This window comes from Serratia sp. 4542, from assembly GCF_016805595.1.
Classification (GTDB): Bacteria; Pseudomonadota; Gammaproteobacteria; order Enterobacterales; family Enterobacteriaceae; genus Serratia; species Serratia nevei.
This window is the reverse complement of record NZ_RXKV01000010.1, coordinates 59,829-75,102: the sequence shown is the minus strand read 5'-3', so window position 1 is coordinate 75,102 and position 15,274 is coordinate 59,829. Positions and strand designations below refer to the sequence as shown.

Below are 15,274 nucleotides of genomic sequence, written 5' to 3'. Positions count from 1 at the left end.
TTTGCTGTTGGGCGGTCATCATCGATGATCCCCTGCACTCTCCCTACCCGAAACCGTTCAGCCATCCGTTGAACGGGTGAGTTTCTCCCATTGTTCAATTTCCTTGCCTAACGCCTCGAGCTTTTGCCGCACCAAACTTAATGCGTCACTGCCTAACAACAGATGCGTGGGTGGATTCCGGCTCTCGATCAATGCCAGCATGGCGTGAGCCGCCTTCACGGGATCGCCCAGTTGCTTGCCGCTTTTTTCCTGACGCGCCTGACGAACAGGTTCAAATAACGCGTCATAGTCCGGGAGACAGCGAGGGCTGCGTACCATTGAACGCCCGGCCCAGTCCGTCCGAAACGAGCCCGGCGCCACGGCGGTCACGTGTAGGTTGAACGGGGCAAGCTCTTTACTTAAAGTTTCTGATATCCCTTCCAGTGCAAATTTGCTGCCGCAGTAATAGCTGATACCGGGCAAGGTAATGAAACTGCCCATTGAGGTGATATTGATAATGTGGCCGCGACGGCGCTGGCGCATGCCCGGCAGCACGGCTTTGATCATCGCCACCGCGCCAAACACATTGACCTCAAACTGGCGGCGCAGCTCTGCAAGCGGGGATTCTTCCAGAATGCCTTCGTGGCCATAACCGGCATTGTTCACCAGCACATCTATCGGGCCGACGGCGGACTCTATCTCTCCAACCACCTCATCAATACGCTCAACGTCCGTGACATCAAGCAGATAGCCAAAAGCCCGCTGCGTATCGAGCTCGCTGAAAGCCTGCAGTGCTCCGCTGTTGCGCACCGTTCCTACAACCCGATGCCCTACGGCGAGGGCTTCCCGCGCCAGCGCCTGGCCAAAGCCACTGCTGACGCCGGTGATTAAAATCGTTTTTGCAGATGCCATAAAAAGAACTCCCATGAACCATGAAGGTTGCATGGTATTCTCTGTTCTGCCGCATTTTTAGGCCATATCTTCTCTTTTTCTTGCCTGATTTTATGAGGTGGTGGGATGTCCGACATGATTGCCCTGATGAATAGACTTGCGGTGCAAGAGGGATACAACCTCACTGCCCTGCCTGATGTGCGAATTTTGCGTTCCGATCGCCCGCTTGCCAGAACGCCGGTGCTTTACGATCCGGGGATCGTGATCGTCTGCCAGGGCAGCAAACGCGGCTATTTCGGTCAACAGACCTATTTATATGATGAGCAGCACTACCTGGCGGTTTCGGTGCCGGTGCCGTTTGTGATGGAAACCGACGCGTCGGCAGCACATCCGCTGCTGGCGATTTATATGCATCTGGATTTTCAGCTTGCCGCGGAACTGATGCTGCAGATTGAACAGCATGGCGCCCCGCATCCTCCCGTCGCGCCGCAAAGCATGATGTCGAGCCCCATGGACGGCGCGGTAAAAATGGCCGTACTTCGCTTACTTGAAGTCCTGGCTAACCCGCTTGAGGCGGCAATCCTCGGCCCGGCGCGGGTGCGTGAGCTTTATTTTCGCGTGCTGACAGGCGCACAGGGCAACGCAATGCGTGCCGCGCTGGCCTTGCAGGGCCAGTTTGGCAAAATCGGTAAAGCGTTGCAGCACATCCATGCCGCTTACGCGGAGCCGTTAACGCTGACGCAGCTGGCGATGAGGGCCGGCATGAGCGTGCCGACCTTTCATAGCCATTTCAAGGCGATAACGCAGATGCCGCCGATGCAGTATGTGAAATCGGTACGCCTGCACCAGGCACGGATGCTGATGGTGCGCCAACAAATCACCGCCGCCGCCGCGAGTTACGCCGTTGGCTATGAAAGCCCATCGCAATTTAACCGCGAATTCAAGCGTCTGTTTGGCCTGCCACCGGCAGAGGAGATAAAGCGTATGCAGCATCACTTCGCCATTCCGCCCGCGCAGCCTGCCTCGGTATTTGTTTCATCGCACTGAGGCTTATTTGGTCAGGCGAACGATAGTTCGCTTCTGGCGCCAGGCGGATCGGCACTTGGGGAGAAAATCCACTATGAGCGAGAGCGGACATCAAAGTATTAAAGCAAAGAACAACATCTTCAGGTGATAAATAAATTTGACTGAAATAACGTACTTACCGACCCGAAGGCCGGTAATTGTTAACACGGATAACGGTTACCATGCGTAGGCTTCAGGGGCTTCCCCACCCGGTCCCGGCCAGATGGTATCCAGTCTTTTGAGCGTATCGCCTGAAAGGGACAACGTCAGGGCATTGAGATTCTGACGAAGCTGTTCAGCTGTGCGCGGACCACTGAGCACAGCGGTAACCACGGGATTCTGCAACAGCCAGGCCAACGCGACGTCTGAGGGCACCTCCCCCAGCTCATCACACAGCGTTTCCCAGGCCTCCAGTTGCGGCCGCAAGCGATTGATTTGTGCCTGCAGCTGCGGTGTTGCCCGGCGGCCATCGGCAATTTTTTTCAGCACGCCACCCAGCATCCCCATCCCGACCGGGCTCCAGGGGATCAGGCCAATGCCGTAATGGCGCAGTGCCGGAATGACTTCAAGCTCAACCGTGCGCTGGGTCAGGTTGTAAAGGCTCTGTTCCGATGCCAGCCCCAGCAGGTTGCGCGCATCAGCCGTGCACTGTGCGGTGGCAATATCCCAGCCGGCAAAGTTACTGCTGCCCACGTAGCTGATTTTACCCTCACGGATCAGCTGTTCCATGGCCTGCCAGATCTCCTCCCAGGGGGTGTTCCGGTCGATATGGTGCATCTGGTAGAGATCGATATGGTCCGTTTTCAGTCTTTTCAGACTGGCCTCACAGGCCCGGCGAATATGGTAAGCGGACAGGTATTTGTCATTCGGGCCCGTGTCCATCGGCTGGTAAACTTTCGTGGCCAGCACGATTCGATCACGCTGGCCACTGCGCGCCAACCAGTTACCGATGATCTCTTCGGATGTCCCGTACCCCTTTGCCATATCCGGCGACTGCGGTCCGCCATAGACGTCGGCGGTATCGAAAAAGTTGATACCCGCATCCACGGCTTCATCCATGATCCTGAAGCTGGCCGGCTCATCCGTCAGCTCACCGAAATTCATGGTACCGAGACCGATGCGGCTCACCCGCAGACCGGTACGACCCAGATGTTTATAGTTCATGTCAGATGCTCCTTAACTGAACGTGTTATTGCAGGTTCTTACGGAAAAAGTCTGTCAGTTTGTCAAAAGGGATCACGTCGGTACGATCATAGAGATCGACATGCCCTGCGCCCGGTACGACATAAAGCTCTTTAGGCTGACCGGCGCGTTTGAATGCATCCTCGCTGAACTCTTTTGAGTGAGCCCGATCGCCGGTGATAAACAGCATCGGACGCGGTGAAATGGTTTCAATATCGTTGAACGGATAGAAGTTCATAAACTTGCCGATACTGCTCAACATCGGTTTCGTCGTCAGTGCTTCTTTCTCACCCTTCGGGGTGTAACCACCGCGTTCGGTGCGGTAGAAATCAAAAAACTCACGCTGAATATCCGGCGTTGAAGCGTCCAGTGTATTCACGGTACCGGGAATGTAGGCCGTCTCGCCTCCCTGAAACTCTGCTAAACGCTGCTCTGTGGCTGACCGGATAAAGGCCTTTCGTTGTTCCGGCGTCTGGGAATGGTTGAGGCCGTTGCGAAATGCAGCCCCCATGTCATACATGCTGACGGTGGCAATGGCTTTCATACGCGGGTCAATCTTGGCAGCACTGATAACAAAACTTCCGCTGCCGCAGATACCTAATACACCGATACTATCCGGATCGACAAACGGCTGTGTGCTTAGATAATCAACCGCCGCGCTGAAATCATCTGTGTAGATTTCCGGTGAAATCAGGTGCCCCGGTTTGCCCTCGCTTTCGCCCCAGAAAGAGAGATCGATAGCCAGCGTGACAAACCCCTGCTCCGCCAGCTTCTGCGCATAAAGATTCGAACTCTGTTCCTTAACGGCTCCCATCGGGTGACCCACGACGATCGCCGGGTGTCGGGTATTCTGGTTCATCTTTTTCGGGATAAACAGGTTGCCGACCACGGCCATCTGATACTGGTTTTTAAAGGTGACTTTTTGCTGCGTCACCTTATCGCTTTTATAAAAATTATCGGCCCCACGGGACATATCCGCCGCAGAGGAAGCAAATGCACTGATCAACAGCCCCAGCGCTAACGTAAATTTTTTCATGATGGTCTCCTTATCATTAAGCCAGGGTGGCGTTATCCGAATGACAGACGCCGCAGTACGCGATATTAATCTGCACATCATGGGCACCGGGGGCGCGACGGGTGATATCCATCGGCTCCAGCGGCAGTGTGCCCGCATGGGCACCGTAAGCTTTAACTGTCATGGCATTACTCCTGGGTTTATGAATGGTCTGCGGCAGAAGTGTCTGCCCGCGAGGTCAGAAAGATCAGTACGGTTGCGATAATCAGCATCGCGGCGCTGGCCAGGAAGGTGCTCTGGTAGCCGTGATGGTCGAAAAGCAGGCCGCCCACCGTCGAACCGAGAGCAATGGACAGCTGCACCATCGCCACCATCAGTCCGCCGCCCGCTTCGGCATTCTGAGGGAAGGTACGCGGAACCCATGCCCACCATCCCACCGGTGCGGCAGTGGAAATCAGCCCCCACAGCCCAAGCAGCGCCGTCACGATGGCTACCTGACTGCCGAAGGCAATCAGTGCCAGCGCGGTGATGGCCATCAGTACCGGGATGGCCATCAGGGTCGGGTAGAACCCGCGTTTTAACACCCGGCCAATCAGCGTAGTGCCGATGAAACCCGCGACACCAATAACCAGCAGGACCAGGGTCACCGTTGCGGCATCCACCCGCGTCACCGTCTCAAGGAAAGGCCGAATGTAGGTAAAGAGCGTGAATTGCCCCATAAAGAAGATCCCCACACCCAGCATGCCCAGCGTGACCACCCGGCGACGAAACAGCGTGAAAACGTTGCGGGAAGCCGCCGCCTGACGGGTGACCGACATGGAAGGCAGACTGAGTAATTGCCAAACAAACGCGATGATGGCGACCGGCACTAGGCAGAAGAAGGCGCCCCGCCAGCCAACAACCGATCCGAGCCAGCTGCCCAGAGGGGCAGCCACGACGGTAGCCAAAGCATTGCCGCTGTTGAAAATAGCCAGCGCCAGCGGAACACGATGCACCGGGACCAGACGCATTGCCGTCGCGGCCGACATCGACCAGAACCCGCCGACCACAATGCCAATCAGGGCCCTGCCCGCCATATAGGTCAGGTAATTGGGTGCCATCGCAATAACAGCACCGGAAATTGCCATAATGCAGGTCAGGCCGAGCAGCAGCGTTTTCCGGTTAAGCGTGCCTGCCAGCACGGAAATAAACAGGCTGGTTACCACTGCAAATGCCCCGGAAATGGCGATGCCCTGTCCGGCCATGCCTTCGGTGACACGAAGGGTCTGCGCCATCGGTGTCAGCAGGCTGACCGGCATGAATTCGGAGGCGATCAGGGCGAAGACGCACAGCGTCATGGCAAAGACACCACTCCAGTGCGCAGGCTGTTTCCCGCTTCCGGTGTTTTTTTTTCTGTTTTCGTCTGTCTTATTACTCATTCAGGGATTTCTTTTCAGTAGATAACATGAAGTCTGTGCCCCGCGCTGCAGGAAGAGCTGAAACGGCATACGGGGACGGGTTAAGAGGGATAATCGCGGTACGGAAGGTGCTGCGGGTCAGTTGGCGACCCTGATCTGCACCGCAAGAGGTCCGTGGCGCTGCAGGAGCGGCAGTCCGGAATCCACTTTCCCTAACGGGATCAGTGAACGGGCGTAAGCCCTGCCCCGGGCAAAAATCGCCAGGTTGCCCCAGGGCGCGTAGTAAGTGATATCTCCGGCTTCCGGCGTCATGCCGTCCGGTGCCTGCACCGTGGAAAGCCTGCGCGGCAGGTCGCTTATACGCTCAATATCGTCATAGTCTTCCAGCGTCAGGCTGAGGGGAAGCAAAGACGCAAAGTCCCGGCCTGTCGGCGTATCAAAGAGGGTGGCGGTGGCGGTTTCTCCCTCCACAATGATCTCAATTTTCATAAGCGTCTCCTGCGCCACTCCCCGGTCGTTCTCACCCGCCATAGCGGACTGCGTGACGAAAAGCAGGCCGGCAAGGAGCAGCAGTGATGTTCTGCAGTAAGCGTTTTGCATAAGGGTTAGCGTTGACTTTTTCATCGCATTATTGTTACCAATATGCAGCGGGTTAACTAGCTAATGAATACTTAATACCCTTATAAGTAAAATTTATAAATGGACCGGAAACGAGCATGGCCAGACGCAATCTCAACGACTTACTCTCTTTCGTCACCGTGGCGCGTGAGGGCAGCTTTACGCGCGCTGCCGCCCAGCTCGGCGTGACCCAGCCCGCACTGAGCCAGGCGATTTCCGGGCTGGAAGAACGGATGCAAATCCGCCTGCTGACAAGGACCACGCGCAGTGTGTCAGTGACGGCTGCCGGGGAGCGACTGCTGCAGTCTGTGGGCCATCGTATTGATGAGATTGAAGCCGAGCTGGACATGCTGACGGCACTGCGTGATAAACCTGCGGGGACCGTCCGTATTACATGTGGACCTAATGTTCTGAAGACCACGCTGCTGCCAAAGCTGACACCACTGTTACGCGAATATCCTGATATTCATATTGAGTTTGATGCCAACCACGGGTTCCGGGATATCGTTGCGGATCGTTTTGATGCCGGCGTGCGGCTCGGAGACACTATCGACAAAGATATGATAGCCGTACCCATTGGCCCGAAACTGCGCATGGCGGCTGTAGCTTCCCCTGAGTATTTTGCCCGGTGCGCCGCCCCTCAGACGCCACGCGATCTGATGCAACACTGCTGTATTAATGAGCGCATGGTTCAATCGGGGAAAATTTACGCCTGGGAGTTTGAGCAGGAAAACGGTAAATTTCACGTTCGGGTTGAAGGGCAAATGACGTTTAATACATCGGAACACGTCGTTGACGCAGCTCTTGCCGGACTAGGCATTGCCTTTTTACCTGAAGAGGAGTTCGGCACACATCTGCAGGAAGGAAAACTGATCCGCGTGCTTGAAGAATGGTGCCGTCCTTTTCCCGGCTACTATCTTTATTATCCCAGCCGTAAACAGCCTTCCCCAGCGTTTTCACTCGTTGTGGATGCGTTGCGTATTAACCGGAAAATTTAACGCTGAATTATCGGGCCAATATTTCAAGAACGGACGTGAACGTCCGCTTCTGGCACGCAACGGACAGGCTACGTGGTCATTGGGTCTGCTTTGAGCGAAGTGCAGACTTCGGCGTCAGCAAAATTACGCTCAGTTGACAAAGCTATATGATATAATTTTATCATGCTGAATCGGCGGATAATTCGGTAGAGTAGTACTAAGTATGCGTTACGTTGCTATTAAGAATGAGACAGTAAATTGAAAACAAAACAGTCAAAAATCCCCAAATCAATTTATAGGCCCATGCATGACGACGAGTTTGACCTCTGGGGGGGCCTCTCTTCAAATGACTATGTTGAAGACCTGATGGCAAATCATCGGTACAGCCGTAAAAAAGCCCAGATAGAGGCGTCGAAATCATTTAAAGCAGCCTTGCCAGCGGGTATCAATACTCAAAATAACCATTTTAGAACTTATGAACATGACGGTCAGGCTGCGGGATATCTGTGGTTCAGCCTGGAAGATAACTCAGCCTTTTTGTTAGATATAATGCTTCTCCCAGAATTTCAGGGTAAGGGAATGGGTCGGGATTTTATCCGTGCATTCCTGAATGAGCTGACTCAACAGGGCGCATATGAGGTGGAACTCAGAGTGTCACCGGACAATCAAAGGGCTTTGAAATTATATAAAGAGTTTGGTTTTCGGATAACTGGTTTTGATATGAGTCTTTTGCTAGGATCCGACTGATCAGCAATCCGTTAATCATAATTTTCGGAGACAATCTCGGATAATATCAACTATCGATAGGCAATCTACCACTATATATCTTCACATCATCAATGTCCGCTCCTGGCACAAAACCGACCGCCAGAGTCCCCACTCCAGCATTTCCCCACCCCATTCCACGCCCCAGCAGCGTTGGAGCGAAACCGCCCCCCTGCGTTGCCGTCGGTGTAAATCCGCAAAGCGGCAACAACAATCACCGCCATAACGCCAACGCTTGGCCCCCCCCACCAGCGAAACCCACTCTTTTATCTAAGAAGATTCCTAACCCAGCTGACGGAAATCCCTCCCTGGCGCCAATACGCGGGTTAACCCGCCGATTTACAGCAATAATCCTGTAAAAACAATCGATAAGCGAATTGTTCGCACTCGGCAAGTTGCGTCTATCCTTTCGCTATGGGCGCCTGCCGCCCATCGTTCGCTGCGGTTCGCGGCATGCGCGTTTCTGGCTGTACGGGTTTCGGTTTATTTCATCGCGCGCTTCCATTCATCATGTTGAATTTCACAGCAATCTCTCAGCAACAAGGAGTGTTTATATGGCTTACGTCATTACCGACCGAGAAAAACTGCAAGCGATTTGGGAGGCCGCCAAAGCCGGCGACTGGCCGGCCGTGTATGCCGCCTCCGTCGATGCACTCACCGATCCCAACCATGCCAATCAACCTATTCAGGGCGTGGACATCGCGGTGTATACCTGGATCAAAGGCGCCTATGGCGTGAACTCGAATCAGGGGGCGTTTGCCCATTACATTCGCGACCAAACCAAGCTGCAGTATGAGCTGCGCACCGGGCATGTGCCCGATGACTGGGAAACGCGCATCCAGAATGCCTCCGACAACATCGCCAAGAACTTCGCCAAGACGCTGTTTGGCGTCGATCTGAGCAGCGATCCCAACGCGCCGCTGCCGGATGCCCCGCCAACCAGCGCCAAAGTGCCGGACATTCACGAGGTCGGCCTGATCGACGCCGGCGCGGCGGCGTCCGAGGTGTTCACCGATGCCTCCTCGACCGGAGCCCCCAACTATTCACCCTGGGCCGGCACCACGCTGTTCTCTTATTTAGGCGACACCTCGTTCTTTACCGAATGGGTGGCCACCAACGGCACCTCGCCTTTTAAGGTCGAAAGCGGCACCTATGATTTGATTGCGGCGGCGCAGGTCTCCATGCAGATGAAAAACCTCAGCTACGTGGTTGAAACGCTGCTAGCGGGCGAAGTGCCCACCTATTTAACCACCCTCGGCATTGGCCACGAGACCATCCGCCTCGCCGCCGAAGCGGCGCGTGATTTCTACACCGAATCCTACGGCAGCAGCGTGACCGGCGGCGGCAGCATCATTCCCGGCAAGCTGGATATCGGCTCGGCGATTTTCAACGACATTGCCGACGTGCTGTCCACGCCGAATCTGTACCGCGTCGGTACGCTGTATGACGACGATTTCACGCTGGCGTTCGGCAATATCGCCGTTAACACCGGCAGCGGCGACGACACCATCAGCGTGCCGCGCGGCTGGCAAAACAATGCCGGCAACTACGGCTGGACGGTTATCGACGGCGGCAGCGGCCATGATACGGTCGATTATTCCAGCCTGTCGCACGGGGTAAACCTGAAGTTTGACGCCCAGGGCAGCTATGGCGGGCGCGGGGTGATCGAGAAAAACGGCATCGGGCTGTATGGCTTTAAGGACGGGCTGTACAACATCGAGGCGGTAAAGCTGACGGACTTTAAGGATAACGTCACCTTTAACGATCGGGTGCTGACGCCGGCCAACGGTCTGGAGGTCAACCTGGGCAAAGGCTCCAGCGAGATTCGCTTCGAGCACGGCTATACCACTGCGCCGGGTGGGAGCGCGCCGCAGGATTATCTCGGCGTGAACCTGAGCATGCTGTCCAACGATGTGCCCTTCCCCAACAGCCTGCTGAATATTCCCGTAAAGCAGACCCACAATATCTACATCGACGACAGCTTCGAGCTGGGCTTTTTACAGGCCTCTTCCCTGTCTATCGATAACCACCTGCTGGCCTTCGGCACCGAAGGCTCAAACAGCAGCTTCTCGCTGAACTACAACGCGCAAACCCATACGCAAGATCTGTCGATATTCATGCAGGGTGAAAGCGCGCTCAATCAGCACGTCGTCAATATCTACAATTGGGCACAAGGCGACTTCGGCATCACGCTGGAGCAGCCGACCATTCAGCTCGTCGGCTTGCAAACCGTTACGCCGCAAGAGCTCGCGGCCGCCTAAGCGAAGCCCGCCGGGTTTACCGGCGGGCTGTTTTCCTTCAGCACGACGGCTCAGGCCCCATCCCGCTCCGCAACCCGCGCCATCAACGCCCCCAACAGCGCCAGATCGACCAGCAACGCCAGCGCGAAACAGCTTCCTCTCGCGCCCAGCGCGGCGTAGGTTTGAATCAGCAACGCGGCAACCACCACGGCCACGATGCTCACCACCGTCGCCAGCCTGCACGCCACGGCGAACGCCGCTTTCTCCCCCACCGCCGTGCGGTAGGCTACGCCCTGCCCCAGGCCGCCGAGGGCGATGCCCGCCAGCAGGGCCGGCCAATCATGGCCGCCGAACAGCATCAGCAGCGTCAATAGCCACCCCGCCGCCGCCAGCAAAAAACCGTAGCGGAGCACAGCCAGCGCAGGCCGCTTCCGCAGCGGCTGCCAGCGGGCCAGCGCGGCGCCGCCGAGAAACGCCAGCGCCAATGCCGTTAGCAGCATCAGCGTTACGCCGATGCCCAGCAGGCTTTCGGTCTTCAGCAGCAAGGCGCCCGCCGCGACCGGCACGCTGAGCGCCAGACCGCTCGCCGCCGTTCCCGTGTGTTCCATGGCGCCCAGGGCGCCGTTGTTGATATAAAGGCTCATCGTTAACTCCCGACATGTGGAAATGATGAAATTAATTCATTCCCCTGTTCACATGTCGCTAGCCTATCTCTTGTATAATCGGTCAGACAAACTCATAGTTTTCAGCCTTAGATGAGAATAACTCAGCCATGAGAAAACCCCGTTTGCCGCCGCTGGGCGCGCTGCGCGCCTTCCACGCCGTGGCCGGCTGCCGCAGCTTCAAGCTGGCCGCCGAGGAGCTGGGCGTCAGCGCGACGGCGGTCAGCCATCAGATCAAGCTGCTGGAATCGGTGCTGGAATGCCGGGTGTGCGAGCGCAGCGCGCAGGGCGTCAGCCTGACCGAGACCGGCGAGATCCTGTATGCCGGCACCCAGCGCGCCTTCGCCGCGCTGGAGCAGTCCGTCGCCCAAATCACCCGCGCCCAGCAGCCGCCGGCGCTGACCGTCACCACCACCTCCAATTTTCTCACCCACTGGCTGGTGCCGCGCCTGGCGGATTTCAAGGCGGAGTTTCCCGCCATCGATCTGCGCCTGCACACCAGCGTCGAGCGGGTCGATCTCAACCAGCGCACCGTGGACGTCGCCATCCGCTACCGCGAAACGCCGGAAAGCGATCTGCACTGCACCCTGCTGCATGAGGATCGCTTTATCGTGGTGGCCAGCCCGGCGCTGGCGCTGGAGCGCAGCGAGGATTTGCAGCGGGTAACGCTGTTTCACGTGGAACATCGGCAGGTGCCCGCCGACGCGCCGACCTGGGAAAACTGGCGGCGGCGCTACGGGCCGGAAGGGTTGAACGTGGAAGCCGGGCTGACCTTCAGCGACGAGACGCATGCGCTGCAGGCGGCGGTGGCGGGCCAGGGGGTGGTGATCGCCAGCCGGCTGCTGGCGCGCGATTTGTTGCAGCGCGGCGTGCTGGCCGCGCCGTTCGAGATGTCGTTACCCGGCGCCAACTATTATCTGGTGACCACCGAAGAAACTGCGCAGCGCCCCGATATCATTGCGCTGCGCGAATGGTTGCTGCGGCAAATGGCGGCGGGCTAACGGCGCTCGGGGGCGATCTCCCCCAGGCGGATCGCCACGCCGATCGCCTGCGCGGTGGTGGCGGCGCCAAGGCGTTGGCGAATGCGGCGCAGGTGGTTTTCCACCGTGCGTTCAGACAGGCCGAGCATCGCGGCGATATCCGCCTGCCGCCGGCCGATGGCGGTCCAGCTCATCACCTCGCGCTCGCGCGCCGACAGCCGGCCCTCTCCCTCGCCGGCCGCCGGTGCGAACAGCCGCCGCGCCGCCTGAAAGGCCGCCGTGCCCACCAGCGACAGCGCCAGCCGCACCGGCGGCGAAGCGTCGATGCGCTCGCCCCCCAGGCTGACGGCGCCCTCCAAACCGGCCGGGCCGAACACCGGGATCTGCACGCCGTGCAGGCCCGCGCCGCGCGGCGTGCGCACAATCCGGTAGCGTTCACCCTGCTGCGCCCGGGTCTTGGTCCAGAAAAACGGCTCGCTGACCCGCAGCATGTGCCGGGTCACCGGGCAGTGCCGCACGTAGGTCAGGGCATCGACGGCCTCGCCGTCGCCGAACCAGTCGCCCTCGACCCAATAGATATGCTCGATCCCCGCCTCCGCCGCGGCGGAAGCGGAAAACAGCACAAAGCGATCGAAGCCGAACGGCGCGGCAAAGGCGCGAACTCGCCCCTGAATGGCGGACAGGGTTCGCTCGTGGTCCATCGCCAGCGCCGTCTGGAAAGCGCGCTGCGCGATCTCGTCGCTCATCGCGCGGCGACGTCGGCCAACAGCGTCTCCGCTGCCAGCTTGCCGAGGTTGTTGGAGGCCAGCGGGCTGTCGCCGGTCAGCAGGCGCCGATCTTTATGCACCTTGCCGGTGATGTCGCCGTTGACGATCTTGACGCCCCGCTCGCGCAGGCGTTCGCCCACCAGCCAGGGCATCGGGCCGGGGATGTAGCCGATGTCGATGTTGGCGCCGGTATCGAGCGAGTCCGGGAACACGCACATCTCATAGCCGCGATAGAGGAAATCCTCTTTGCGCTCGCCGATGCCCGCCGCCAGCAGGCCCGCCGGCCCGTGGCACAGCGAAATCACGTAGCGATCGTTGTCGTGCGCCCAGTGCAGGGTCTTTTTCACCTCTTCGCTGAACGGAATATCATTCAGCACGCCGTGGCCGCCGGGGATGAAAACGCCGAGGTAGTTGCCGCCATCCAGATCCTTCACCACCTCCGTCAGCTTTTTCGGCTGCTTGAGTTGGCTGCGGTACTTCTCATAGGTGGCCTTGACCGCTTCGTCTTCCTGCGGGAACGCCCACATCTCCAGCTTCACCGGATCGCCGGACGGCGTGGCGATGTCGATCTCGAAACCGGCCAGATCCAGGTGATACATCGGCAACAGCATCTCGACCGGGTGGTTGCCGGTGGAGAAGAATTTGCCGTTTTGCATCAGCAGGTAGCGCTCCTGCGAGGCGATCATCAGCACCTTCCACTTGCCGCCGCGATAGGCGTTCGGGTAGCTGGCGCCCGCAAAGTCGGTTTTGGACGAGGTGTACTGGCTGAGGGAGTAAGGCGATGGGAAGAACGCGTTGTCTTCCGCCACATCCGGGGTGGGATTACGATCGTTGGACACTGAATCAGTCATGATTATCTCCATATTCACCGTTACGTTGCCCTTTCAGCTTAAATAACCGCCGGCGGGGCCGCAATGAGGGATATCCCTCAAGCAATCTTTGCAGCCGAAACTCAGGCGAGATTGCGCAGAGCGATAATAAAGGTTTCTTCGCCGGCGCCCTGGTATTCATAGCGGCACTTTCTTACCGGCACCCGAAAATAGCGTTCCAGGATATCTTCCCGCAGCACAGCGCTTTTAACGCCAAACAACGACTGCCGTTTTGTCATCAGTAAACACTTGTCGGAGATGCGTTCGGCGTAATTGAGGAAATGCGTATTCAGCACGATCGTCATCTGCCGCTCTTTGGCGAGGCGCCAGAGCATCTCAATCATTTTTGCCTGATTGTAAAAATCCAGGTTCGACTCCGGCTCATCAAGGATCATGACGTCAGGATCTGCCATCAGCGCCTTGGCGAAATAACACATCTGCAGTTCACCGCCGCTGATCTGATCGATGCTTTTCTGCGCCAACGGGCCGATTTCCAGGGATTGCAGCACCGCCTGCGCCCTGGCGAAATCGTGCTTTCCCGGCCGGGCAAACAGTCCGGCCTGACGAACGCAGCCGAAAGTGACAAAATCGAGTACGCCATAGGAAAAATGTGGCGCCTTCGCCTGCGGCACATAGGCCAGGCGCGCCTCTCGATTATCGACGCGGCCGATCTCGCACCAGCCGGCGCTGGGCCGACACAGGCCCGCAATATTTCTCAGCAGCGTGGTTTTGCCGGCGCCGTTCGGGCCCAGCACGCTGAGGATCTCGCCGCGCTTAAGCTCGAAGCTGACGTTGTCGAAAATGGGCTCCCGCCCTTTGAAACCAAAGGATAGTCGGCTAGCGGTGATCATATCGATTGCCCATAATAAAAAGCGTGGCGAAAAGCGGCGCACCGATCAGCGCGGTCAGGATGCCGATCGGGATTTCTGCGTAGGTGGCGCCTCTGGCGATATTGTCTATCACCAGCAAAAACAACGCCCCGCTCAGCGCCGAGACCGGGATCAGGCGGCCGTGGTTATACCCCAGCACGCTTCTCACCAGATGCGGGATCACCAAGCCGACCCATCCCACCACGCCGGCCAAACTCACCGAGGCGGAAACCAGCAGGGAGGCGGCGATCAGCAGCAGGATCTTCAACCGGGGCGGATTTAGGCCGGCAATGCGCGCCTCGTCGTCCCCCAGCGAGAGAATGTTCATTTTCCACCTGAGCCGATAGATTGTCAGGTAACACGCCGCAAACAGCGGGATTAGCCAATAGACCTGCGCTTTCGCCACCGAAGCGAAGCTGCCCATCAGCCAGAAGACGATCGCCGGCAAGGTATCCTGCGGATCGGCGACATATTTTATGACCGAGACAAACGCGATAAACAACGACGCGATAATCATGCCGGACAGGATCGTCGTCAGTGCATCCTGCCGACGTTTCAGGCGGCAGATGCCGAACACCAGCAGCAGGCTCACCACGCCGAAAAGAAACGACAGCATGGCACTCAGGGCAAAAGGCAAACTCAATAAAATGCCCAGCGCGGCGCCAAAAGCGGAGGCGGAAGAGGTGCCCAGCACGTCCGGGCTGGCTAACGCGTTTTTCAGCACCGCCTGAAAGGTCGCGCCGGCGACCGCCAACCCACCGCCCACCAGCATCACCGCCACCACCCGCGGCGCACGCAGGTTAAAAATCACCGAATAGCGGGTCGGGTTTTCCCCCGGCATGTTCCCCTGCCATAAAATCTGCATCACATCGTGGGCCGACAAGGCGTAGCGGCCGGCAAACAGTGATGCGACGGCGGCCACACACAAGGCCAAAAACAGCCCCGCCAGGATCGCCACATATTTTCCTCTGCCCGGCATCCCCAAGCTCCCCCCATTA

15 protein-coding genes and 2 pseudogenes are annotated in these 15,274 nt (G+C 57.9%); 6 read left to right on the top strand and 11 right to left on the bottom strand.

The annotated features are described in order from the left end of the window. Positions 1-57: 57 nt before the first annotated feature. The gene (locus tag EKL15_RS12580; RefSeq protein WP_203090062.1) at positions 58-891 is read right to left on the bottom strand and encodes an oxidoreductase; all 834 of its coding nucleotides are present in this window, start codon (positions 889-891) and stop codon (positions 58-60) included. A gap of 105 nt (positions 892-996) precedes the next feature. Between EKL15_RS12580 and EKL15_RS12575 the strand changes: the two genes are divergently transcribed. Further along, complete coding sequence (locus EKL15_RS12575) at positions 997-1,917, top strand: AraC family transcriptional regulator (RefSeq protein WP_187322574.1); 921 nt, start codon at positions 997-999, stop codon at positions 1,915-1,917. 195 nt (positions 1,918-2,112) lie between these two features. On the opposite strand, the gene EKL15_RS12570 is transcribed toward EKL15_RS12575, so the two are convergent. The 5 genes and pseudogenes from EKL15_RS12570 to EKL15_RS12550 all read right to left on the bottom strand — a co-directional run bounded on the left by EKL15_RS12570 (position 2,113) and on the right by EKL15_RS12550 (position 6,018). Beyond that, positions 2,113-3,099: an aldo/keto reductase gene (locus tag EKL15_RS12570; RefSeq protein WP_147840136.1), complete on the bottom strand. Its 987-nt coding sequence runs from the start codon at positions 3,097-3,099 to the stop codon at positions 2,113-2,115. A 25-nt stretch (positions 3,100-3,124) separates the two neighbouring features. After that, entirely contained in the window at positions 3,125-4,153 is a 1,029-nt protein-coding gene (locus EKL15_RS12565; RefSeq protein WP_004928673.1) for an alpha/beta hydrolase, read from the bottom strand. Between the two features lie 34 nt (positions 4,154-4,187). Then, positions 4,188-4,316, bottom strand: a pseudogene (locus tag EKL15_RS12560) (NAD(P)-dependent alcohol dehydrogenase); the annotation flags it as partial. A gap of 16 nt (positions 4,317-4,332) precedes the next feature. Beyond that, entirely contained in the window at positions 4,333-5,550 is a 1,218-nt protein-coding gene (locus tag EKL15_RS12555) for an MFS transporter (protein WP_074442806.1), read from the bottom strand. A gap of 117 nt (positions 5,551-5,667) precedes the next feature. Further along, a complete protein-coding gene (locus EKL15_RS12550) occupies positions 5,668-6,018 on the bottom strand; it encodes a cyclophilin-like fold protein (RefSeq protein ID WP_203089555.1) in 351 nt (116 codons plus the stop codon). 227 nt (positions 6,019-6,245) lie between these two features. On the opposite strand from EKL15_RS12550, the gene EKL15_RS12545 reads away from it, so the two are divergent. The 3 genes from EKL15_RS12545 to EKL15_RS12535 all read left to right on the top strand — a co-directional run bounded on the left by EKL15_RS12545 (position 6,246) and on the right by EKL15_RS12535 (position 10,150). Next, entirely contained in the window at positions 6,246-7,145 is a 900-nt protein-coding gene (locus tag EKL15_RS12545; protein ID WP_004928662.1) for a LysR family transcriptional regulator, read from the top strand. Positions 7,146-7,382: 237 nt separating this feature from the next. Next, a complete protein-coding gene (locus EKL15_RS12540; protein WP_060439524.1) occupies positions 7,383-7,871 on the top strand; it encodes an N-acetyltransferase in 489 nt (162 codons plus the stop codon). A 572-nt stretch (positions 7,872-8,443) separates the two neighbouring features. Next, on the top strand, positions 8,444-10,150 hold the full coding sequence (locus EKL15_RS12535; RefSeq protein ID WP_100396977.1) for a hemolysin: 1,707 nt from the start codon (positions 8,444-8,446) through the stop codon (positions 10,148-10,150). Between the two features lie 50 nt (positions 10,151-10,200). Here EKL15_RS12535 and EKL15_RS12530 read toward each other — a convergent pair whose 3' ends face one another. Beyond that, positions 10,201-10,773, bottom strand: coding sequence for a hypothetical protein (locus EKL15_RS12530; protein WP_087763163.1), 573 nt, complete (start codon positions 10,771-10,773; stop codon positions 10,201-10,203). A 12-nt stretch (positions 10,774-10,785) separates the two neighbouring features. Between EKL15_RS12530 and EKL15_RS24825 the strand changes: the two are divergent. Together EKL15_RS24825 and EKL15_RS12520 are read left to right on the top strand one after the other, a co-directional pair. Then, positions 10,786-10,851 (top strand): annotated as a pseudogene (locus EKL15_RS24825) (SWIM zinc finger family protein); the annotation flags it as partial. Positions 10,852-10,901: 50 nt separating this feature from the next. After that, positions 10,902-11,792, top strand: a complete 891-nt coding sequence (locus tag EKL15_RS12520) for a LysR substrate-binding domain-containing protein (protein ID WP_087763164.1) — start codon at positions 10,902-10,904, stop codon at positions 11,790-11,792. Here the strand turns inward: EKL15_RS12520 and EKL15_RS12515 are convergent. The 4 genes from EKL15_RS12515 to EKL15_RS12500 form a co-directional block, all read right to left on the bottom strand. Then, entirely contained in the window at positions 11,789-12,517 is a 729-nt protein-coding gene (locus tag EKL15_RS12515; protein ID WP_203089552.1) for a PA1136 family autoinducer-binding transcriptional regulator, read from the bottom strand. The genes EKL15_RS12520 and EKL15_RS12515 overlap by 4 nt on opposite strands. Then, the gene (gene hchA, locus EKL15_RS12510) at positions 12,514-13,389 is read right to left on the bottom strand and encodes a glyoxalase III HchA (protein WP_063919640.1); all 876 of its coding nucleotides are present in this window, start codon (positions 13,387-13,389) and stop codon (positions 12,514-12,516) included. Before hchA ends, EKL15_RS12515 begins: the two co-directional genes overlap by 4 nt. A 101-nt stretch (positions 13,390-13,490) precedes the next feature. Beyond that, on the bottom strand, positions 13,491-14,258 hold the full coding sequence (locus tag EKL15_RS12505) for an ABC transporter ATP-binding protein (RefSeq protein WP_060420360.1): 768 nt from the start codon (positions 14,256-14,258) through the stop codon (positions 13,491-13,493). After that, entirely contained in the window at positions 14,245-15,255 is a 1,011-nt protein-coding gene (locus EKL15_RS12500) for an iron ABC transporter permease (RefSeq protein ID WP_060425978.1), read from the bottom strand. The genes EKL15_RS12505 and EKL15_RS12500 overlap by 14 nt, the downstream gene beginning before the upstream one ends. Positions 15,256-15,274: the final 19 nt, after the last annotated feature.